Origin of the sequence: Granulicella sp. S190 (assembly GCF_009766095.1) — a bacterium.
Taxonomy (GTDB): domain Bacteria; phylum Acidobacteriota; class Terriglobia; order Terriglobales; family Acidobacteriaceae; genus Edaphobacter.
The window spans coordinates 504,182-527,164 of the sequence record NZ_LMUD01000023.1 but is presented as its reverse complement, the minus strand read 5'-3'; the positions used below and the strand labels follow the sequence as shown (position 1 = coordinate 527,164).

Annotated in this window: 14 protein-coding genes; 10 read left to right on the top strand and 4 right to left on the bottom strand. The window is 56.1% G+C overall.

Annotated features, from left to right (window positions below; translation table 11 throughout):
• Nucleotides 1–73 precede the first annotated feature (73 nt).
• Genes GSQ94_RS15585 through GSQ94_RS15570 form a run of 4 tightly spaced genes read left to right on the top strand, consistent with a single transcriptional unit; the run spans nucleotide 74 to nucleotide 8,030 of the window.
• Complete coding sequence (locus GSQ94_RS15585) at nucleotides 74–3,487, top strand: CRTAC1 family protein (protein ID WP_216843095.1); 3,414 nt, start codon at nucleotides 74–76, stop codon at nucleotides 3,485–3,487.
• Complete coding sequence (locus GSQ94_RS15580; protein ID WP_158944754.1) at nucleotides 3,484–5,286, top strand: CRTAC1 family protein; 1,803 nt, start codon at nucleotides 3,484–3,486, stop codon at nucleotides 5,284–5,286. Before GSQ94_RS15585 ends, GSQ94_RS15580 begins: the two co-directional genes overlap by 4 nt.
• Entirely contained in the window at nucleotides 5,283–6,170 is an 888-nt protein-coding gene (locus tag GSQ94_RS15575) for an RnfABCDGE type electron transport complex subunit D (protein WP_158944753.1), read from the top strand. The genes GSQ94_RS15580 and GSQ94_RS15575 overlap by 4 nt, the downstream gene beginning before the upstream one ends.
• A gap of 27 nt (nucleotides 6,171–6,197) precedes the next feature.
• Entirely contained in the window at nucleotides 6,198–8,030 is a 1,833-nt protein-coding gene (locus GSQ94_RS15570) for a CRTAC1 family protein (protein ID WP_158944752.1), read from the top strand.
• Nucleotides 8,031–8,042: 12 nt separating this feature from the next.
• Here GSQ94_RS15570 and GSQ94_RS15565 read toward each other — a convergent pair whose 3' ends face one another.
• The 3 genes from GSQ94_RS15565 to GSQ94_RS15555 all read right to left on the bottom strand — a co-directional run bounded on the left by GSQ94_RS15565 (nucleotide 8,043) and on the right by GSQ94_RS15555 (nucleotide 11,886).
• Nucleotides 8,043–9,608: an NAD(P)/FAD-dependent oxidoreductase gene (locus GSQ94_RS15565; RefSeq protein WP_158944751.1), complete on the bottom strand. Its 1,566-nt coding sequence runs from the start codon at nucleotides 9,606–9,608 to the stop codon at nucleotides 8,043–8,045.
• Nucleotides 9,590–10,360 (bottom strand): hypothetical protein, encoded by a 771-nt coding sequence (locus GSQ94_RS15560; protein ID WP_216843094.1) that lies wholly within the window; start codon nucleotides 10,358–10,360, stop codon nucleotides 9,590–9,592. Before GSQ94_RS15560 ends, GSQ94_RS15565 begins: the two co-directional genes overlap by 19 nt.
• Before the next feature lie 200 nt (nucleotides 10,361–10,560).
• Nucleotides 10,561–11,886, bottom strand: coding sequence for an asparagine synthase-related protein (locus GSQ94_RS15555; RefSeq protein WP_158944750.1), 1,326 nt, complete (start codon nucleotides 11,884–11,886; stop codon nucleotides 10,561–10,563).
• 220 nt (nucleotides 11,887–12,106) lie between these two features.
• Here GSQ94_RS15555 and GSQ94_RS15550 point away from each other — a divergent pair, with 220 nt between their 5' ends.
• Nucleotides 12,107–15,538 (top strand): FG-GAP-like repeat-containing protein, encoded by a 3,432-nt coding sequence (locus GSQ94_RS15550; RefSeq protein WP_254063903.1) that lies wholly within the window; start codon nucleotides 12,107–12,109, stop codon nucleotides 15,536–15,538.
• A 27-nt stretch (nucleotides 15,539–15,565) separates the two neighbouring features.
• Here GSQ94_RS15550 and GSQ94_RS15545 read toward each other — a convergent pair whose 3' ends face one another.
• The gene (locus tag GSQ94_RS15545; protein WP_158944749.1) at nucleotides 15,566–16,951 is read right to left on the bottom strand and encodes an amidase; all 1,386 of its coding nucleotides are present in this window, start codon (nucleotides 16,949–16,951) and stop codon (nucleotides 15,566–15,568) included.
• 138 nt (nucleotides 16,952–17,089) lie between these two features.
• Between GSQ94_RS15545 and GSQ94_RS15540 the strand changes: the two genes are divergently transcribed.
• From GSQ94_RS15540 to GSQ94_RS15520, 5 genes are all read left to right on the top strand, one after another.
• Entirely contained in the window at nucleotides 17,090–18,202 is a 1,113-nt protein-coding gene (locus GSQ94_RS15540) for a polysaccharide biosynthesis protein (RefSeq protein WP_158944748.1), read from the top strand.
• Nucleotide 18,203: 1 nt separating this feature from the next.
• Complete coding sequence (neuC, locus tag GSQ94_RS15535; protein WP_158944747.1) at nucleotides 18,204–19,361, top strand: UDP-N-acetylglucosamine 2-epimerase; 1,158 nt, start codon at nucleotides 18,204–18,206, stop codon at nucleotides 19,359–19,361.
• Nucleotides 19,358–20,479, top strand: coding sequence for a DegT/DnrJ/EryC1/StrS aminotransferase family protein (locus GSQ94_RS15530; protein WP_158944746.1), 1,122 nt, complete (start codon nucleotides 19,358–19,360; stop codon nucleotides 20,477–20,479). Before neuC ends, GSQ94_RS15530 begins: the two co-directional genes overlap by 4 nt.
• 274 nt (nucleotides 20,480–20,753) lie before the next feature.
• Nucleotides 20,754–21,443, top strand: a complete 690-nt coding sequence (locus GSQ94_RS15525) for a response regulator transcription factor (RefSeq protein ID WP_158944745.1) — start codon at nucleotides 20,754–20,756, stop codon at nucleotides 21,441–21,443.
• Nucleotides 21,440–22,921, top strand: coding sequence for a cell wall metabolism sensor histidine kinase WalK (locus GSQ94_RS15520; RefSeq protein ID WP_158944744.1), 1,482 nt, complete (start codon nucleotides 21,440–21,442; stop codon nucleotides 22,919–22,921). Before GSQ94_RS15525 ends, GSQ94_RS15520 begins: the two co-directional genes overlap by 4 nt.
• Nucleotides 22,922–22,983: the final 62 nt, after the last annotated feature.

Sequence of the window (22,983 nt, the reverse complement as noted above, 5' to 3'; positions counted from 1 at the left end):
GCTTCGGCTGTGCGGGGCTTTCCCCGTTGCGAAGAGAGGCTCTTCAGTGGCCTTGTGCCTGTGCGCAATGACGATGGCAGGTTGCCGCTCGCGGGACCGGCTGCCAGCGATCGACTCGAAGGTCTATGCGGAGTTTGTCTCCAGGTTTTATACGGGGCTTGCGGGACTTCAGGTGGGCGACGACGTACGTGCGGAAGACGAGCTTTCGCGTGCCTCTGCGCTGGTGCCGGGAGAGCCTGCAGTTTGGGCTGACTGGGGGATTCTTGCGCTTCGTCAGCGAAGCTTCGATGCGGCAGGTGAGCGCCTGAACCGCGCTCATGAGCTTGCGCCTCAGAATGACAGGATCGACTACCTGCTTGGGATTTTGGAGAGTGCACGTGGTAACTCGGCAGCAGCCATCGGCGATCTGAGAGAGGCTGTGCGGCAAAATCCGCGGAACCTGCGAGCTATTTACCGCCTAGCAACCGAGGTGGAGCGGCAGGGCGAGGCAGATAGCGATGCGGAGGTGCAGATGCTTTTGCAGCAGATCCTGAAGGTGCAGCCGGAGAATATGGCGGCGCTGGTAGATCTGTGCCGTGTCTCTGCCAAACGCGGCGATATGGAGACTTTGCGGTCCACGATTGCTCTGATCGCTGCGCACTCGCAGGGCTGGTCGCCCGAGGTGAAGCAGCAGTTTGCGGAGCTGCAGACGGCTGCTGCCGCGCCAGAGCATCGAGCAGCGGCGACGCGATCGACTTTCTTCAGAAACGTGTTGATGCGGGAGCCTGAGTTTCGTGCTGATCTTTCTGAGATTGCCGCGCAGCCGGGTGAAGAAACGGAGCCTATTACCCGGTTTCTTCGATTACAGAATCCGCCGTCGCATCCTGCGCCGATGGATGCAGCGATTAGTTTTGCGGCGCAGCCTGCTTTTGCCGGCGATGCGCAGAGGTGGGGATGGATCGGGGCGATTGCGCTGAACGGGTCGGATCTGCCCGTCGTTGCGGTCGCGGATGGCCGTCATGTCCATCTTGCGAGTGGTGCGGATCTGATGTTTCCTGGCGGGGCTTCAGCACAGGCTCCGTCGCCGGAGGGGGTGCTGGCGTTCGATTTCAACTACGACTTCAAAACAGACTTGCTGTTGGCAGGGAGTGGAGGAGTTCGACTCTTTCGCCAGGAGAGTCCAAGCAACTTTACCGATGTGACTGGAGCTATGAAACTTCCGAAGGCAATTGTCGAGGCCGCATACAGCGGGGCCTGGGCGATTGATGTGGAGGCCGACGGAGATCTGGATGTCGTGCTTGGAACGCAGAGCGGTGAGCCGACAGTGCTGCGCAATAACGGTGACGGAACGTTTACGCCGATCCACGCTTTCGCGGGGGTTTCAGGTATACGACAGTTTGCATGGGCCGACTTGAACGGAGATGGCAATCCTGACGCGGCTTTGATCGATGGTAGCGGTAGACTGCGTGTGTTTCTCAACCAGCGTGCCGGAAAGTTTTCCGAATCGAAGCTACCGGAGACGCTGCAGGGCGTTCGAGCGATTTCAACCGGCGACACGAATCCTGATGGGTTCCTTCGCCTGCAGGCGCTTCAGGACGATGGGAGACTTGTCGAGTTCGTGTATCAGGAGCTGAGTGGGACTTGGGCGGAGCGAGAGCTTGCGCGGTTGCCGGCGCCGTCTGCCGGAGAGGTGCGATTGCACGCGGTAGATATCGACAACAACGGCGCGGTTGATTTTGTTTTGATGCCCGTCGAAGCTGGAGATAGTGTGAGGGTCTGGCTGCAGGATGAGGCGGGAGCGTTTCATGCTTTAGCGGAGCCGCAGGGGATTTCGAAGATGTTTGATGCAGTGGATCTGCAGGGAGATGGGCGGCTGGATCTGCTTGGATTGAGTGCAGATGGTGCGGCTACCGTGGCGCGCAATCGTGGGACAAAGGACTATCACTGGCAGACGATCCACCCACGCGCACGCCAGGCTACAGGGGATCAGCGGATTAATCCGTTTGGCGTGGGCGGAGAGATTGAGATTCGTTCGGGGTTACTGTTGCAGAAGCAGGTGATGACGGGACCGGCGCTGCATTTTGGATTGGGGACGCAGAGGAGCGTCGATGTTGCGCGGATCGTTTGGCCGAATGGATCTGTCCGTGCGGAGTTTGCGCTAAAGGCAGATCAGCAGATTGTGACGGAGCAGCGGTTGAAGGGATCGTGTCCGTTCCTCTTCGCATGGAATGGGAGCCGGATGGCGTTTGTGAAGGATTCGGTGCCGTGGGGATCGGCGATCGGACTGAGGATCAATGCGTTGGGAACTGCCGATATTGCTGCGACCGAGGAGTGGTACAAGATCGGCCGCGACGAGCTTAAGGAGCGCGGTGGATTTTATGATCTGCGGGTGACGGGGGAGCTCTGGGAGAGCTACTTCTATGACTCGCTGGCGTTGATGACGGTGGATCATCCCGCTGGCACTGAGGTCTTTACCGATGAGCGATATGATGTGCCAGCGGTGAAGCTCGCGGTTACAGCAGTGGAGAGACCGCAGCCGATCAAGCGGGCGATTGATGACAATGGAAACGATGTGACGGAGATTGTTCGCACCCTTGATGGAAGATATCTGGATAACTTTGGACGAGGGCAGTACCAGGGTGTGACCCGCGATCATTATGTCGAAGTCGATCTTGGGGATCACGTTCCGGAGGCAGGGCCTTTGTGGCTGATTGCGAAGGGGTGGCTGCATCCTTCGGATTCGACGGTGAACGTGGCGATGGGCCAGGGGGAGCATGAAAGACCGCACTGGCTGAGTATGGAAGTTGCAGACGGCCGTGGAGGATGGCGCGTGGTCAAGCCTAATCTTGGCTTCCCTGCTGGGCGAAAGAAGATCTGCCTGATAGATCTGACGAATGTGTTTGGGCCGGGTGCACCGCGACGTCTGCGGCTGCGTACGAATCTGGAGATTTACTGGGATTCCATTGAGTGGGCTCGAGGGGCGCCGGAGACGCCGCTGACGATTCATCGACTGTCACCTTCGCTGGCTGATCTTCACTATCGAGGATTTTCTGTTACCCGGCAGGCAAACTCTTCTTCGCCGGAGATTCCGGACTACGATCACCTAGCAAGCTCCGGCGGCATGTGGCGCGATCTTGCCGGCTTCTATACGCGGTTTGGCGATGTGCGTCCCTTGTTGACGGCTGCGGATGACCGGTACGTGATCATGAACGCCGGGGACGAGATGTCGCTGCGGTTTACTGCTCCAGCGGCTCCTCCTGACGGGTGGGTACGAGATTATGTTCTTGCCGGGGATGGATGGATTAAAGATGGCGATTACAACTCTGCGTATTCGCAGAACGTCATGCCTTATCCGCATCATGCACGGAAAAACTATGATGGGCCACCTACCAGTCTTGAGGATGACTGGATGTACCGGCATCACACAGAGGACTGGCTAACTTACCAGACGCGATTTATCAGCTCCAAAGGATTCCGCGACGCTTTGCATGCTGGAGAAGAACGATGAGTCGCGGCTCCAGACTTCGTATCGTGCTTGCAATCTTTTTCGTCTGCCTGCTCGCCACGCCGGTGTTGCTGAAGAAGCGGTCCGCGGCTGCGCGACAGACCGAACAGCAAGAGAGCTTTGATCCACAGGCATCGCTGGCCCGGCATGGATTTTATCTGCAGGAGGTGTCGCATGCGGCGGGTATTGACTTCATCCACCAGGCGCCAGTGTTGGATGCGAAGCTCGCGCACATCATGCCGCAGGTCGCGTCCATGGGGGCTTCTGTGTCGGTCGTGGACTTCGATCGTGATGGGTGGCCCGATCTGTATGTGACCAACAGTGCGGTAGGCAGCCAGAATCATCTCTATCGGAATATGCACGATGGGACCTTCAAAGACGTGGCAGCAGAGATGGGCGTGGCTGACGTCAACCAGGAGGGCACAGGGGTTTCGATGGGCGCCGTGTGGGGCGACTATGACAATGACGGCTATGAAGATATGTTCCTGATCAAGTGGGGGAGGCCGGAGCTCTTCCATAACGAGCAAGGACATGGCTTTCGGCGGGTAAGCGATGGGGCGAGCCTACCTCCGTGGATCAATGCGAATACCGCAGTCTGGTTCGACTATGACGGCGACGGGCTGCTCGATTTATTTGTTGGTGGCTATTATCCGGAGAATGTTGATCTGTGGCATCTGGCGAATACACGGATGATGCCGGATAGCTTCGAGTATGCGAAGAATGGCGGACGAAAGTACCTGTTTCACAACCTTGGCAATGGGCGCTTTGAAGAAGTGAGCGCAAAGGTTGGCATCGACAGCAGGCGATGGGCGCTGGCGTCGGGCGCTGCAGACCTACGCGAGACCGGGCATCCGGATCTGTTCGTCGCGAATGACTATGGCGTCTCGGAACTTTATAGGAACGATGGCAAACGCTTCCACGAGGTGGGCGAGAGCGCAGGTGTTGGGTTTTCACCGAAGAGCGGCATGAATGTGGCGTTCGGAGATGTATTCAACCAGGGAAAGCTTTCAATTTACGTCTCGAATATTTCTGAGGACGGCGTTCTGATTCAGGGAAATAATCTCTGGGTGCCGAAGGAGGGGACATCGGGCGACGGGATGAAGTACGAAAACCTGGCGCGCGATATGGGCGTAGAGCTTGGCGGATGGAGCTTTGGGGCGCAGTTTGGCGATCTTAATAATGACGGCACGCTCGATCTTTTCCTTACTAACGGCTATGTTTCGTTGGATAAGAGACGAAACTACTGGTATGACTTCGCCAAGGTCGCAGGAGGAAACTCCGCAATAATCGGGGATGCGAAGGACTGGCCCTCGATGGAGGGCCGCAGCCTTTCCGGTTATCAGCAGAAGCATGTCTGGTTGAACGATGGAGCGGGAAAGTTTGTGGATGTGGCGCAGATGGCAGGAGTTAAAGATACCGAGGATGGCCGTTCGGTTGCGATGGCGGACCTGTGGAATCGCGGCGTCCTTGATGTGATCGTCGCGAATCAGCGTGGGCGGCTACTGCTTTACAAGAACTCGGTGACACCGGAGAACCATTGGGTGGGTTTGGATCTGGAGGGGACCAAGAGCAATCGCAGCGCGATCGGAGCACAGGTTACGGTGAGATGGAATGGACAGGAACAGATGCAGCAGGTCGCTGGGGGCAGCGGATTTGCGTCAGAGAATGACCGCAGACTGCATTTTGGTCTGGGGAGATCATCGGTGATTGAGGAGGTCGTCATTCATTGGCCGTCTGGTAGAATCCAGTCGCTGAAGAACGTCGGCATCGACCAGATTTGTAAAGTCAAGGAACCTTCATGAGCGCGCCAGCTACCATGCATCCCACGGTCCCAACGGCTCAAGACACCTGGGCGCGGCGCTTGTTTACGATGGAGAACCGCTTCATCCCGCCGATCTTTATCACGGTGATTCTTCTGGTCGGGCACTTCTCCTTCGGCATCCTTGAGAGTTGGAAGAAGACGCTGCTTGCGATTGGCTGCAGTCTTGCGACCGAGCTGATTCTGGGACGCACGATGACAGGCAAGTGGCCTCACCTGGCTAGCGCTTACATCAGCGGAATCAGCGTTGGGATTCTGCTCCGTTCGCCGGCGTTGTGGCCCTATGCGCTGTGCGCTGTGATTGCGATCACGTCAAAGTACGTGCTTCGCGTAAAGAATCGCCATATCTGGAATCCGTCGAACTTCGGCATTTGCGTCATGCTATTTTTCGCGGCTGAGTCCGTGACTACACTCAGCATTCAGTGGGGCAATAGTCTATGGGCCATGCTGGTGATCTGGTCGCTGGGGTCGGTCATTCTATGGCGACTCAAGCGGTTTCATATCTGCGCGGCGTACGTGGCGTCGTTTTTTGCGTTCGCTTTGTTGCGTGCGTGGATCATCGGCGATCCGTGGCAGTCGGAGATCTCTCCAATCACCGGACCTGAGTATCAACTTTTTATTTTTTTCATGATTACGGATCCGAAGACGACGGTGCGCTCCGTGCGTGGGCAAGTTCTTGTGGCGTTTCTGGTAGCGGCAGTAGAGATGTTGCTTCGGCTGGACCAGAGTATCTACGCATCGCTCTATGCCTTATTCCTGGTGGGACCCTCCGCACTGCTGGTGGAGATGTGGCGGCATTCGCGCCGGTCACCACTAGTCAACTCCAATGCTACGGCGATGCTGACAGGCGATCTCCCTAGACCTTAGATCGCTTGCCGAACGTGAGGAGTTTAGATGTCATCCCGAAAGTTGCGTGCGATTGCTATGGCTTTGTTTACTGCGTCACTGCTCTGCGGTTGCGATCGAGCGGCGCATCTCTCTCCAGAGCAACAACACGACGAAGCCAAGCAGGCTTTGCCGGTTACCAGCACGGATGAAGCGGCGGTTCAGCCTGCGACAGAGGCCCACACAACACGTCCCTCTGGCCCGATTCGCTTCGTCGACGTGACGGAGTCTGCGGGGATTCGCTTTCGCCACCATAGCGGAGCTTTTGGAAAGAAGTACCTGCCGGAGACGATGGGAAGCGGAGTCTGCGTACTGGACTATGACAACGACGGCTGGCAGGATGTGTTGTTTGTCCAGTCGATGGATTGGCCGGAACATAAGACCGGAAGATTTACGGCGACGCTCTTCCACAATAATCATGACGGCACCTTTAAAGACGTGACTCGCGGTTCGGGACTGGACGTTGAGATGTACGGGCTGGGTTGTGCGGTGGGAGACTTCGATAATGATGGCCGCGACGACATTTACATTACGGCTTTAAATGGCAGTCACCTGTTTCGGAATCTCGGCGGCGGACGGTTTGCCGATGTGACCGCAAAGGCGAAGGTCGGCGATCCTGGGTTTGCCACCGGGGCGGTCTGGTTTGATTTCGATAACGACGGCAAGCTTGACCTGTTCATCTCTCATTATGTGGACTGGTCGATTGCAACGGATCAAAGTTGCTCGCTGGACGGCAAACACAAATCGTACTGCACCCCCGAGGCGTATAAGGGCCAGAGTGGGACGCTGTTTCACAACCTTGGCAATGGGGTCTTCGAGGATGTGACCAGGAAGGCTGGGCTCTACGATCCGTCAAGTAAGTCCTTGGGAGTTGCTCTTATTGATTTCGATGATGACGGATGGATGGACCTGTTCGTTGCGAATGATACTCAGCCGAACAAGCTTTACCGTAACAACCATAATCGGACATTTACGGAGAGTGCTTTTTCGGCGGGCGTGGCTTTCAGCGATGCCGGGAAGCCGAGGGCTGGCATGGGTGCGGATGTCGGCGACTATGACGGATCCGGTCGGCAAAGCCTGCTTATCGGCAACTTCACCAATGAGAGTCTTTCGCTGTATCACAACGATGGGTCGGGACTCTTTACGGATAAAGCGCCGGTATCAGGCATTAGTGCTCCGTCTGCGAGTTCGTTGACGTTCAGTACTTTTTTCTTCGACTACGATCTAGACGGTCTGCCGGACATCTTCGCGGCGAATGGACATGTGGCTGATGACGTCAGCGTGACGCAACCGACGGTAAAGTATGCCGAACCTGCGCTGCTGTTGCGGAATCGCGGATCAGGTCGCTTTGAAGATGTGTCGAACAAGGTAGGGGCTGCACTTCGGCAGCCGGTGGTTGGGCGCGGCGCGGCCTATCTGGACTACGATAATGATGGCGATCTCGATTTGATGATTACCTCGTCCAACGGAGCGGCCAGGCTGCTGCGAAATGACAATGGCAATGAGAACGACATGCTTCGCGTGAAGACCGTGGGAGTGAGATCTAACCGCGATGGCATCGGAGCGAAGGTTACGGTGCGGGCGGGTAATGGCCCTCGTATGTTTGCCATGGTGAAGAGCGGTTCGAGTTATCTCTCGCAGAGCGAAATGCCGCTGACGTTTGGGTTGGGAAAACCGTCGGGGGGTAGGACAGTGACGGTCGAGATTGTGTGGCCGCGCGGGGCCAAGAGAGAGATTATCTCTAATGTGAAGCCCAATCAGGAGATCACGTTGAAAGAGGGCAGCGGGATGGTGGAGAGTAAGCCGATCGTGTTTTCGCCGGCCGGGCTGGCTGCTCACTGAAATCTTTCAGAGTTATTTGTAGAAGCCTGAGCGGTGCAGCATGTCATCGATCTCCTGGGTCGTCGCTTTCAACTTCCAGGCGGACTGCTTTAGATCTTCTGCATCTACGGGGTACCAGTTATTCGGAGGGGAGGCGCGGAGACCTGCTACATCGAAGGGCTCGATGAGGCGATGGACCTCGTTTACGAAGGCGGCAGTCTCGGGCGCAGGAACACCTGTCCAAGCGCGTTGCAGCAGGGCTTCGACGGGAGGCCCGAATCGCGGGTCAGCGTTGAGAAGAAACGAAGTTGTCAGATGGCCTTTTCCTAGTCGCCGCGCAGTCTCCGAAAAGCTGGCAGCGGCGAAGTAAAGCAAAGAGATCGCGCGGAAGGCTTCGAAGTTGCTCATGTTGGCGTAGAGCGCTCCGATGAGGCGAGCGGTTGCGAGGAGGTCACGGTCGGTCTCTTGCCCGTAGGTTGAGAGCTTCGCAGCGAAGCTGGGCTGGAGCCAATGCCTGTCCAAAATCTCCACCATGCGTTCGATACCAAGCAGTGTGAGAGGAAATCCAGAGGAGAGAAGCGGATCGACGAAGCCTGCAGCGGACGGCAGGAGCGCCCATTTTGCGCCAGTGATGGCACCACTGCGAAAGCTCAGGGAAGGTACGTGAGTGAAGGGCTGGTGTGGTCTTGCTTCGGAGAACTGTTGGCGAAGTGCGGGAATTCGATTTAACAGCGTTTGCCATGCGGGATCTTTTTCAGCGAGCTTCAGGTGGCGGGCCGTAGCTTCGGTCGCTGCTACACCTGCGCTGGTTATGCCGTTGTTGAAACGCAGAACCCATATCCAGCCGCCCTCGAAGACGTGGTGCATGGCGGCATCGTCCACGGGGTACGGTAGCTTGTCTTTTGCGCTAAAGGAGAGATCGTCGTCTAGACGCTTGACGCTGCTGAAGTGGCTGTATAGCGCCTGGGTCGTCGGCATATAAGGCAGTCTCTGCTCCGGGAGACCAAGCAGATGATGAAGACAGCCACGTGGTCCCGTGGCGTCGATGACGAAGCGTGCCCGGATGCTGAAATTTTGTTGATGATGTTCTCCTCCGAGTTCGATGTATTGTTGCGTCTCAACGAGGCTCTGAAGGTGCACTTGATCGTGATAAAGGATGCCTAGTCTCTGGGCTTCGCGGACCAGATGATGGTCGAAGTCTGCACGGTACCAGTGCGTATCGGCGATCTGATCGTGCGGGCTTGCCGCAACGAGCATTTGCTTCTCGAAGCTGATCTTGTTCGGATGTTGGAGGTCGTGGTGAAAGAAGGAGAAGCCGCGTTTGAGACCGCAGGAGACTTCGGGATGGTGATGCTGCCAAGTTCCCCACTTGGTGAAGGGAAGCAGCGCCGGGAGGTCATAGCGGATGGCGAGCTCTTCCAGTAAAAGGTTGGAGAGTGGCGTGGAGGACTCTCCGATCACGACACGAGGATGAGAGCCGCGCTCGATTAGAACAACTTTTCGCCCGAGACGATGAGCGATCATCGCGAGCAGCGATCCGGCGAATCCCGATCCCAAGATGGCTACGTCGTAGATTTCGCTCAGGCGCCACCTCCGCAATGCTCACATTCGACTCTGGATGGAAGGGATTGGGTGAGGTTGATCTGCTCGAGGCGCGCGATACGGGCCGCGCAGCAGGACAGACATTTCGCGATGCGCTCAATCTCCCAGAGATCCGCGAAGACCCTTCCACGCTTGAGTATTACACCATACTCGACTGCTTTCTCGACGATCGTGAGATCGGGTGGAGTAAATTCGCCGATCCGCTGCAGCAGATCCATAGCGCCGTTTCCGGCGCGGGTGGGAATGAGTGTTACTACGGTCGCGTTGCAGTCGAAGGCGAAGTCGAGCGACCGTTGCGCCCAGTGGAGTGCTTCATGGCCGCGAACAAAAGGAGGTTGTACGAGGACGAAGACGCGAAGATCGATGGTCTCGGCATGGAGGCGCTCAGCGGCCGCAGCGAACTGGTCCAGGGTGACATGCTTGTTTAGCCGCTCAAGCGCCGCGGGATGAACTGTTTCAAGGCCCATGGCAACTTCGAGCTGCGCCGAGAGCAGATCGCGAAACTGCAACGTTCGGGCGCCGATGAGTGCGGGATGACTTTCCACGATGACACGCTCGAAGGAGCTGAGCGCCGCGGCTATCCCGGAGTAATCCTCCGGTGGGATAGCTTTTACATCGAAGAAGCTGCCGCTGTTGTAGAGCTTGATGCATCGTGCTGGCGGGAGACGGTGAAGAGCGAACTCTATCTGTTCGAGGATTGCTCCTGAAGGCACAGCGTCAACGAGTGTGTTCTGCCAGAGATCGCACATGAGACAGCGCCAGGGACACTCTCGGTTCGTGAGGAACAGAGTTGAGACCGGAACTATCTCACCAGAGGAGGAGCGCTCCTGCTCTGAAAGAAATGCATAGGGACGCCGCGGATCCAGAGCATTGCGTAGGCCCCTCTTGGCAACAATCCATTGGTCTCGCTCGCGGGTGTGCTCGGGGTAGATCGACAGTTGCGGCGTGGTCATAGATAGCGGGAGAGAAACTGCTTGCGATACTCCGTCTCAAGATAGGGAAGAGTCTGGTGCATCTTCTGCTCGGAGATGGCTCCATGTTGGAAGCGTCGCTTTGGATATACCGGCATGGTCATGCCGGTCAGGCTTGCAATGCCGCGGGCTACGACCTCGCCCTTCAACTCGTACAGTCGCTCGACGCTGTAGTCGGTGAGCTTGATGAAGGGAATCGACTCTGCAACGGCAATAACTTTGGGGCGCGTGTAGGGGCTGAATCCGCGAAAGCCGAAGCGACGTGCCGGGCCGTAGGTTCGCGTGTAGGAGCGACTCAGACCTCCGCTGTAGGTGAGAGAGTGCTTGATCTTGCCTACTCCCCAACCTTCCTGATAGAGCATCGGGTTGTGCACGACACTGCGAATGGTCAGCTCGGGATTCTCTTCAATCGGATAGTCTTTCAGGTTCTCGTCTCCTCCGTCACCATCCAATAAGTAACGCCACTCCGGATAGAGTTGCCTGATGCCGCGCAGAAGCGCTACCGCCATGGAGGCTGACTGTACATCAAGAGACTGATAGTCTTCGATGATGTCGATCGTCTCCTGCACGTTGATGGTTGCAGGATCAACCTGAATGGGCTCGAGAAAGAGGCCGAGACCTACGGAGTTGAGAAAGTCACGGGACTGCTGCAGGTCGGGGCCGTCGCCGAGATCCAGGACGAACGCCTTCAGGCGTCCCAGGGACATGCCTCGGGTCTTCATCACGTGGCAGGTGGCAAGGAAGACGCTGCCGCTGTCGATGCCTCCCGAGAAACAAACGCCGATTGGCTCGTGTGCCGGAATCCGGTCCAGCCATAGGGAGATTTCGTCCGCGAGCGTTGCGATATATCGTTCGCCGATCCGCTGGGTGTTGGGCTCCATGGTGGCCATCTCGGGAGTGAAGAAACGGGTGTATACGGGATCGGGATCGGGACATCCAATCAGTTGCAGGTCTACGACATAGTGGGCAGGAATCATGCGGGTGTAGCTGGGATGAAACTGAGCGTCCAAGCCTTCGCTCTTGAGCCAGTCATAGATCGCGTCGATGCGATCCGCAACAATCAATACCGGCCCCTCGGTTCGCTTCGCGAGAAAGTAGCGCATCGGCCGGTCGAGAGAGCGCACCATTCGAACCATCTTGCCGGCTCGGCCGACGAGTGCAAAGGAGCCGTCGATGTGTTGCATGGCTTCGGCCGGTTGTTGCACCAGGAGGGCCTGAGCCTGTTCCGTAGAGAGGTCGAACAGATCGTTGGCCGAGGAATCCAACAGGTCAACAACGCGCTCCACATAGTGATTCATAGACATTTTAAAACCTCCGGGGGTTCAGTTTACGCTTTGTTTACAGGTCATTGCGCGAGTAGTGGAAATCTGAGCTGGAATCGTTTGTATGGTAAACGACCTGCATGAGAGGCTTTGGCTCGCCTGTATACTCTAGGCGACCGAAGAAGGACTGAGTCGATCTGCTGCGAGCCGAGAGTTGGACCTGCGGGCTTTGCCTTAGTGCTCCGGTCGCGAAAGAGACTCCGTGAATCGTTTACCTTTTCCTCAGGCCGGCCTTTGTCTTGTTATTTCCCTCTTGCTGTCGGCGTGCGCGTGGGCTGCGGGCACTGACAAGGGTTCCATAGACGCCGCTCGCGAGAATAACACCGGCGTAGCGCTCATGAATCAGCAGCTTCTGGAGAAGGCGCTGATACATTTTGAAGCGGCGCACAAAGCAGACCCCGACGCGATTATTCCGCTATTGAATAAAGGTTTCGCCCTCATCTACCTGCGCCGCCTTCCAGAGGCGGAGGCGGCTCTGGAGCTTGTATCGACTAAAGACCCCATGAATGCGCGCGGATGGTATGGGCTTGGCCTCGCGCACTACCAAGTGGGCGACCAGGAGGAGGCATTAGGGTACTTTCGCCATGCTGCTCAGATCTCGCCATCCGATGCGGATTCGCATTTCTACGTTGGCGCGGCGGAGCTGCAGCTGAAGGACTATTCTCACGCCATCGAAGAGTTTCAGAAGGCGATCGAATTGACGCCGCTGCATGCTTCAGCGCAGTACGGATTGGCCCGTGCGTTACAACGCGCTGGCAGGACGTCGGAGTCCAGCACTCATCTTCAGCGCTTTCAGGAGATCACACAGAGCAAGGTTGGAATCTTGTTCAGCACGAACTATGGGGAACAGGGCCGGTATGCCTTAGTGCAGGATATGCTCGCGCCGCCCGCCGCGGTTGGTCCGATGATTCCCGTGAAGTTTGTACCTGGAACGGCGCTAGATGAAGCTAATAAAGGAGCGCAGAGCTTGAGCGGGGTGAGTGCTGGAGCTTGCATCTTCGACCTGGAAGGCAACGGGCAAAAGGCTATCGTGTCCATGGGTGAGGGAGAAAATGCCCTCCACGCCTACCTGGTTACTGCTACTGGGTCGACTGAGGAGATCAGCGGAGCGCAAACCGGTCTTATGCTCAAAGGGCGTGGAGTCTCATGTGCTGTAGGCGATTACGATAATGACGGCTTGCCGGATCTCGCAGTTGCGATGGACGATCGCGTTGAGGTATTCCATAACCTTGGACACGGTAAGTTTTCGAACGTTACTGCCGCACTGGGTCTTCGCACGCTCAATCGGCCAACCGGACTAACCTTCATTGACTTTGATCACGATGGCGATCTGGACCTCTACATTACTGGCGCATCTTTGGGTGCAGGCTCGGGACCGAGCGTGTTGTGGAGGAACAATGGGAACTCTACCTTCACGGAGTGGACTTCTCCTACAGCTCTTGCAGGGGCCGCTGAGACGGCGGGCGCCACGCTTTCGGATATTAATAATGATCGCGCCGTGGATTTGATTGTTGCGGGGAAGGATCCGTCACCGGCTCTCTTCGAGAACCAGCGTGAGGGCGCGTTCAAACGGGTGGCGTTATATGACGACGCGACCCTTGGCGCCACACGAGGTGTTGTGGCCTTCGACTTCAATAAAGATGGGTGGATGGATGTCGCTGCGACTCATGCCGGCGCTCCAGGCGTGAGTTTATGGAAGAACGTGGAGGGCAAGGCCTTCGAACGAGTCTCGCTTCCCACTGAAGGCATCGTGGGAGCGTGGGGTCTGACTTCGATCGATATCGATAATGACGGCTGGATCGATCTGGCAGCTCTTGTCGAGGATTCGCACGGCACGCATCTGCGTGTCTTCCGGAATCTCGGAGCTCGCGGGTTCGAGGATGTCACCGATTTGCTTGGCCTGTCCAAGCTGGATCTCACTGGAACCAGATCGTTGCTTGCTGCCGATGTGGACGGAGATGGAGCAGCGGACCTGGTGGTCGCTCGCGGCAATGCGGCTCCCCTGGTACTACGCAATGTTGGCGGGAGCAAAAACCACTCGCTACGGATCACGCTGACAGGCCTTGCAGATAACAAATTAGGGCTCGGGACGAAGGTTGAGGTGTTCGTCAAGGGATCATTTCAGAAGTTCGAGGTCGCCGGTGCCTCCGGCTATCTTGGACAGAGTTCGTCTGAGATTCTTGCGGGACTAGGGCAGGAAGAGCACGCAGATGTCGTGCGTATGTTGTGGCCGACGGGCGTGCCGCAGGATGAGCTAGACGTTTCAGCGGTGAAGCCTCTCTCCATGACGGAACTCGATCGGCGGGGCAGCTCATGCCCTGTCCTGTTTGCCTGGGATGGGAAGAAGTATGAGTTCGTGACGGATGTGATCGGTGCGGGCGTCGTCGGCCATTGGACGTCGCCGACGACTCGCAACGAAAGCGACTCCGACGAATGGGTTAAAGTGGATGGCTCAATGCTGCGTTCGTATCGAGGGAGATTGAGTCTCCGCTTTGGCGAGCCGATGGAGGAGATCAACTACATCGATCAGCTAAGGCTGGTCGCGATCGATCATCCAGAGGAGACCGAAGTCTATCCTGATGAGCGCTTTCTCAATGAAAGGCCGTTTGCTGATGGCTCCGCAGTCGTGGCGTCATCCGAGAGGCATCTGCCAAGGGGTGCGTGGGGAGATCAGGGGCAAGATGTTCTGCCGTTGCTCACACATCTCGATCATGAGTATGTTCGCGACTTCACGAATCTGAGCTATGCAGGGTTTGCAAACGAACATGCTTTGACGATCGATATAGGTGCCTGGTCACCCGGGCGTCCGCTAAGGCTATTTATGAGCGGGTTCATCGAATACTTTAGCGCCAGTTCGATGTACTCTGCGTGGCAGGCGGGACTGACGCCACAGGCGCCGACCGTGGAGGCGCAACTGCCGGATGGATCCTGGAAGAAGATCATAGAAGACATGGGCTTCCCCGCCGGCCTGCCGCGGACGATCGTGGTCGATCTAACTGGTAAGCTTCCGCCGCAATCGACACGAATCCGCATTCGCACAAACCTACAGATTTACTGGGATCAGGTGCTGGTCGACAATGAGTCCGCGCCGCAAAGCACCCAGCAAACTGAACTTACGTTGGCGTCGGCTCATCTCTCATTCCGAGGATATCCAAGGCAAGTGGATGGAAAGACGCCGGGTGATTTGACCTACGATTATCAAGCAATAAGCGCTACAGGGCCGTTCCAATGGCAGCGTGGTAACTACACTCGCTATGGCACTGTGACTCCTCTGCTTCAAGCCAAAGACGATCAGTTCGTCATCTTTGGCAGTGGCGAAGAGATCGATGCAGAGTTTAGCGATGCTGCTTTGCCCGTGCTCCCGGCACAATGGAAGCGAGATTATTTCTTTTATGCGGATGGATTTGTAAAAGACATGGATTTTTATGAGGCATTGCCGTTCACGGTTTCACAGATGCCATTTCATGGCATGAGCACCTATCCCTACTCGATGGCCGAACACTATCCAGAAGATGAAAAAACACTGAAGTATCTGCTTGACTGGAACGATCGTTTCGAAACGGGCGATAGGACGCAGCTTTTTCAATTTCACTACACGCCTACAGCTTCGGAGCCTATTGTTCCGGCACCCTAATCCGACGAGGGGATACTAAGTTGATCGTCAGCTGATTGGGGGCACCTTGTATCCAAATGCGGCATCGAGCAGAGAGGCGATTGTGAGCACAGCCTCGTCCCAAAGCGGTTTGCCCGCGATCTGCACTCCGATAGGAGACCCCTCCGGGGAGATGCCCACCGGCACGACGGCGGCCGGCGCTCCGAGAAGGTTGAACCACTGCATAAACCTCATTGCATCCAGGTATTCGACTCTTTTGCCTCCGATCTCCCAGCTGCGCTCTCCATGTCGAAACGCAGGTACTGAGCAGACGGGCGTGAGCAGGATAGGAAACGCCTCCATCTCGGAGAGAAGCTGACTGCGGATTAGATCCATCTGTGCCCACGCCTGCAGCAAGCTCTTTGCGGTAAGCGGTGTGCGCTGTTCCGCGTGTGCGAGAAAATCTAGGAACACAGGACTCAGCTCCTGTTTCCGTCCGACAATCTCCGGTTCGTAAAACATCGCTCCACATTGGACAAAGAAGATGTCCCAAAGCTTTCGCGCAGCCTCCAGGGAGGGAGGCCTGTACTCCTGAACATCGAACCCCTGATGCTTGAGTGCTTCGGCTGCAGCACGAACTGCCTGTCTTGTCTCAAAGGTGACCGGTATTAATCCATCGTCTTCCAGATACCCGATTCGAAGCCGCTTCGCCTCGGGAATAGTTACTTCGCGATAAGCCGCTGGCGATCCTGCGGAATCGAACGAACTTGGCTGCGCGGCGACCCGAAATAATAACTCCACGTCTGCAATGGAACGCCCCATAGGCCCGATCACGCCCAGAGCAGAGAACGGTCCGATGCATGGAGGAACATGCCCGACAGAGGAGATCCGCCCCGAAGTGGGCTTGAGAGCACAGATTCCCGAGAAATGAGCGGGCTCTCGCACTGATCCACCGCTGTCGCTTCCCAGGCCCGCTGCTGAAAGGCCGGCTGCAATTGCTGCAGCCTCTCCGCCGCTCGATCCTCCCGCAGTTCGTTCGAGATCCCATGGATTGTTGGTGCGTCCGTGCAGCAGGTTATCGGTCTCGTAGGCCATCAGAAACTCGGGGCAGTTGGTGGTGCCGAGGATGATCGCTCCCTCAGCGCGCAGCTTTGCCACGGCGACTGCATCCTGCTCGACAACAACGCCTCTCCGCAGTACGCTGCCAACCTCACATAAACAGCCGGCGACGGAGATCGAAGACTTAATTGTTATTGGCAGACCGGCCAGTGCGCCGACTCTGACGCTTCGCGCCTGTGCCCGAACTTTATCCGGATCAAAGTTGACGATTGCGTTGAGTGCCGGATTCAATCGTTCGATGCGTCGAATATGCTCCTCTACGAGTTCGACCGGAGATATCTGCTTCTTCTGCAAAAGCTTGAGTTGTTCAGTTGCCGATTGCAGCGCGATACTCATAAGGATCTCGACTTTACGATGTACTGGATGAAACAGCAACAGTCACACGATATAAGCAATGAACGGTACCTGCAGTGTGCCGCAAAGGCTTGCATTGCGTACACTGAAGTCGCTTTCTAGGATGGTTCCGTAGCCCTTATGCTAGATGAAACGATCGATTGGACGAAGTTCCTCGGGCGTGTGCCAGATGCAAATGACCCTGAGATCTTTAGGGGTACGCTTGAAAGTAAGCGCGTGCTGATAACGGGTGCGGGCGGGTATATTGGTTCGGCGTTAGCACGCTGTCTTGATAAAGCCTCATTACAGCACCTTACCCTCCTCGACATCGGCGAGCAGGGCTTATTTGAATTAAGTGCAGAGCTTGATGACAGGGAGTTCGCCACGCCACGTGTACAGATTGTGGGAGATGTATGCGATGTCTCGTTGCTGGACTCGATATTTGAAAGATATCGTCCTCAGATCGTCTTTCATGCAGCGGCTTGCAAGCATGTGCCTTTGATGGAGACGAACCCCTTTACCGCAGCGCGGAGCAACATTCTTGGGACACACAGGCTCCTTACGTCTGCAAACAGGGCAGATGTTGAGCAGATCGTGGTGATCTCGACTGACAAAGCTGTCGATCCTGTCAGCGTGATGGGAGTAACCAAGCGAGTTGGAGAGCTACTGGTACAGGGGAATCGCGGGCCAACGCGAGTGAAGGCTGTTCGCCTCGCCAACGTCCTTGGATCAACTGGAAGCGTTGGACCTATCTTTGCGCGGCAGATTGCTCGGGGCATCCCTATTTCAATTACCGATGAAGACTGCACACGATACTTTCTTTCGGTCGAAGAGGTGATTCCACGTTTAGTGACGGCGCTGGCGGTCGAAAAGGATTCAGTAGTTCTCATTTCGGAGACCGGCAAGCCACTCTCTATCGTCAGTCTCGCAAACTTTCTTATTCAAGACGCGCAGCTCACCCCCGGCAGCGTAAGGATCAAGCGAACCGGCCTTAGACCAGGCGATAAGTTGACAGAAAGCATGATCGCAATCGGCGAATCTGTGAGCCCCTCCAACGTTGCATTACTCCATATCGTATCGCCAGATCATGCACCATCCACTGCGATGCTGAATGCCGCGATTGAGGAGATCGAGGCAGCAATCAATTACCGAGACCTGCGACGCTTACTCGACACGATTACGCGCGTGGTGCCAGAATACCGTCCCTCGCCTCTGTTGCAGCGGCATGCAGATGTAGAAAGGCAGAGGTGCTGACGTGAAGAGAACCGTTGCGGTGATTACAACATCGCGGGCCGACTACAGCCATCTTTACTGGCCTCTTCGACAGTTGAACGCACACCCCGAGGTCGATCTTAAATTAATTGTTCTTGCGTCTCATCTCTCTCCGGAGTTTGGAGATACGGTTCGCGAGATAGAAAAAGATGGGTTCCCCATTGCTGCTCGACTGGAGTGCTTGTTGAGCTCGGATACAGACGTGGGGATGGCGAAGAGTATCGGGGTCGCAGTGCTCTCTCTCGCGGATACACTTGCGGCCATGCGGCCCGATCTGATCCTTCTGATCGCCGATAGGTATGAGATGTTGGCACCGGCGACGGTTGCGCTGGCGTTACGCATTCCTATCGCACACATTGAGGGCGGAGAGCTCAGCCAAGGAGCTATCGATGATGCAGTTCGGAATGCACTGACAAAGATGAGTCACATTCATTTCACCTCCACCGATGGGGCTCGTGATCGTGTGATCTCAATGGGGGAGGAGCCGTGGCGAGTGCAGCGTGCAGGTGCGCCGTCGCTCGACCATCTCAGCAAGAGCAAGCTGATGTCTCAATTGGAGGTCGAGTCCTGCCTCAAGATCGACTTGTCCCGGCCTACCGTTGTCATTGCATATCATCCAGTCACCCTGCTATCTGATACGAATGCGGAGGCAGAGGAGGTATTCGCTGCAATCGAAGAGCTTTCGCAGCAGCTGATCTTTTGTTACCCCAACGCCGATGCAGGTAGCCGCTATCTGGCTACCCGAATTCGGTCGCTGCTTGAGCGTCGCCAGGACGCATATTTTTTTACGAACCTTCCGTCGGTGACCTATTGGAGCCTGCTGCAATACGCGAAGTTGTTTCTTGGAAATTCGAGCAGCGGCATCATGGAAACAGCTTCGTTTGCGCTACCAACGGTGAATATCGGGATGCGACAACAGGGCCGAGAGCGTCCGCGGAACGTGATCGATGCCTCTCCAGTAAAGGAGTCCATACTTGCTGCCGTTCTGAAGGCGGATAGCACTGAATTTCGCGCTTACCTGAAAGGCATGAAGAATCCTTATGGTGATGGCTGTGCGGCCGAACGCATTGCGCAAGTATTGACCAATCTTCCGTCCCGCGATGTGCTGCTGCTAAAACTCGTTCCTCAGGTGCAGAAGTGAAGATACCTCTCTCGGAGCCAGATATATCTGAAGCGGAGGTGGAGGAGGTCGTCTCTGTCCTGCGCAGTTCACGACTGAGCCTTGGTCCAAAGATGGAGGAGTTTGAAGCATCTCTCTGCAGCTACGTGGATCAACCTTTTGGGATAGCGGTGAGCTCTGGGACAACCGGTCTGCATCTTTGTATTCGCGCACTGGGCATTGGGCCCGGAGATGAGGTGATCGTTCCATCCTTCACGTTCATTGCGGCGGCAAATGCGGTTCTGTATGAAGGGGCAACGCCTGTCTTCGTGGATATCGATCCTTTGTCTCTAAACCTGGATCCTGATCGTGTGGAAAAAGCTATCAGCGAACGCACGAGGGCGATCCTTGTTGTACACACCTTCGGGATACCCGCAGAGATGGACGCCATTCTCGAATTAGCGGAAAGATATTGCCTCAAAGTGATCGAGGATGCGTGCGAAGCGATTGGTGCGACTTACCATGGCCGCCAAGTGGGCTCTTTTGGGGATGCCGCCGTGTTTGCCTTCTATCCCAATAAGCAGATTACAACCGGGGAAGGTGGGATGGTGGTTACGGGCGACCGGAACTTCGCTATGCAGATTCGCGCGATGCGTAACCAAGGGCGATACGAATCCGACGAGTGGCATCAGCACTCGATCCTTGGCTGGAACTATCGGCTCTCTGAGATCAATTGCGCGCTGGGATGTGCGCAGATGCGGCGTATTGACGATATTTTATCGAGTCGTGCGGCAGTTGCGCGTGCCTACGACGAAGCTTTGAGCAATGTTGATGGCGTGGAACGGCCTCCTTTGCAGTTGGCTGGACGGGAGATCAGCTGGTTTGTTTATGTTGTTCGGCTGGCGCCGAGATTCAGTCGGGAAGATAGAGATGCGGTCGCCAGAATGCTGATTGCAAGGGGAATTGGTTGCGGACGCTACTTTGCTCCGATTCACTCGCAGCCTGCTTATAGTCACCTTCCGAGTGTTTCTTTGCTTACAGTTACGGAGTCAGTCAGCTCTCGTACGCTGGCTTTGCCTTTTTTCAACCGTCTCGATAAAGGCCGTATTTTGCAAGTTGCGGAGGCCCTTGACGAGGCTGTCAGGTCGCTCGAACGTTAGAGGTGCTGCTTTTTTTTTGGTGTGGCCTGCTTGGTAGTTTTTACTGGGGTTTTTAAGAAAACCGGGTGCTTCGACATGGTTTTTTGATGGTGAGAGCGTGGTGAATTGCATGGCTAACGTGGCGCCCTGACATCCACTTTTTGTAGTCCTAATAACATGACACGGGTTTTGGGTTTATTTTTGGCATACCGAGAGTCAATGGGGCGGATCTGCGCTCCACCCCTCAAAACTCTTCTTCAGGCTGGCTTAAGCATTCCTCGGCGATACTTTCTGGATGCGTGTTCTTCTTGTCGAAGATGAAGTGCGGCTGGCTGAGAATGTTGCTGCCGCTCTTCGTGAGATTCCGGGCTTTGCCGTAGACTGTGCCTCCGATGGCTCGATGGGCGTGTCCCTGGCGGGTAACCGTTGCTACGATCTCATCATTCTGGATCTGATGCTTCCCCTGCTGGATGGGCAGGGCGTCTTGAAGAGGTTACGTGCAGATCGCGATCTGACGCCGGTGCTGATTTTGACGGCGCGGGGGGAGGCGAGCTCGATCATTCAGCTTCTCAACGCAGGTGCCGATGACTATCTTGCCAAGCCCTTCGATCTCGGGGAGTTGATCGCACGGTCCAAGGCGCTGGTGAGGCGAGGAAAAGGAGTCGCGCATCCCATACTGAATCTTGCGGACGTCGAACTCGATACGCTTCAACAGTTGGTAAGCCGTGCAGGGGTTGTAATCGATCTGACCCCGATGGAGTACCGCATTCTTGAGTATCTTATGCACCGGCCGAAGGTGATCGTCTCCAAGCGTGAGTTGCTGGAGCACCTATACGACTACAACTGGGAGCATCACTCAAACGTGATTGAGGCGCACGTGTCTAATCTGCGTCGAAAGCTGGACTTCGATGCCGCAGAGCCGAGTATCGAGACGCTTCGAGGACGCGGCTATCGGCTCTCTCTCAAGGAGCGACTACCAGGATGAGGCTACGATCTATCAAGATGCAGCTCATAGCCTCTGTACTGCTGGTCGAGCTCGTCTCCGCTTTGCTGGGGACTGGTCTAGCGGTTCTCTACGAGCGGCATGCCCGCTTCCATGCCTTCGACATCATGCTTCGCGGCCGCGCCGACTCGCTGCTAGGTGCTGTCCAGGATGCGGAAGATACGCAGGACAACGTAATGCTCGATGGCAGCGAGATCAACCTGCCCAAAGAAGATCTCTACGAGGTATGGGACCAGGATCTGCGCGTCCTGGGTCATTCGGCTGGGTGGAGGATCGCTCCGAACGCCGGTGAGTTTGCCACTTCGGCGAAGCCATTTCAAAAGATCCGTGTGATGGGAGAGGGATATCGAACCATACGGATTGATGGTGTACGGGTGGTTGATCCAGGAGACAAGGGTGGAGGAGTGCTGCGCCACGTGACGATTGTTTATGGCTCGCCGACGAGTCCGATTTGGGAGGCAGTGTGGGGCGCCGTCTATTTTTATGGCGTGACGAGCATGCTTCTCGTGGTGCTGACAGGACTGGGCATGTACTGGTTACTTCGCAGAGGGCTCGCGCCTCTGGACGAGCTGGCGGTACAAGCTTCGGGCTTATCGGTAGACTCTTGGGGTTTTGTACCTTCTAGCCGTGTCCGCGAGACTGCAGAGCTGGCTCCGCTTGCAAAGGCACTTGAGACTGCGATGCAAGGACTGGAGCGGTCCTTTACACAACAACACCGGTTCGTCAGCGATGCTGCGCATGAACTGAAGACGGCAGTTGCAGTGATCAAGTCTTCGCTTCAGTTACTGGCGATGAAGCCAAGGAGCGCAAAGGAGTATCAGGCTGGGCTTGAACGATGCCAGGATGACTGCAGCCGAATGGAGGAGATTGTGGCAAAGATGCTCACTCTTGCTCGCATTGAAAGCAGCTTGAGCGGAGAGAAGAGGGCTTCGAGCGTTCTCTCTACGGATGTGGCCGAAGTCGTCAAGAGGGTTGCGGGGCAACTCGAGACGTATGCCGAACTCAACAAGGTAGGTGTAGAGCTTTCTGTGCCTGCTAGTGTCACTCTAGACATTGAAGAAGAGGAGCTGGAACTGCTTTGCTCTAACCTGTTGATGAACGCTTTGCAGCATAGTAAGCAGTCTGATGTCGTTCGTGTGACCGGTCGGTCGATGGGGGTATGGCTCGAACTGATAGTTGCGGATGAAGGCAGCGGGATTGAGGCGGAGTACCTGCCCTATGTCTTCGATCGTTTCTATCGCAACGATCCTTCGCGCAGCCGCCGTACAGGTGGAACGGGCCTTGGACTTGCGATCTGTAAGGCAATTGTCGCGAAGGCGAAAGGCAGCCTTGAACTCACAAGCAAGTCTGGCTCAGGAACTACAGCTATTGTGAGACTGCGACTCGAGCGGGATTTTATTGCATGGGACAGCACGCGCGCCTCGGAGCCGGCTCAAAAGCAGGAGAACCAATCCCTTTGAGGCGGTTACGGCATGGGTTCGGATCGCAGGGATCTTCAGTGTGTCTTAAGGTTGACCTGCAA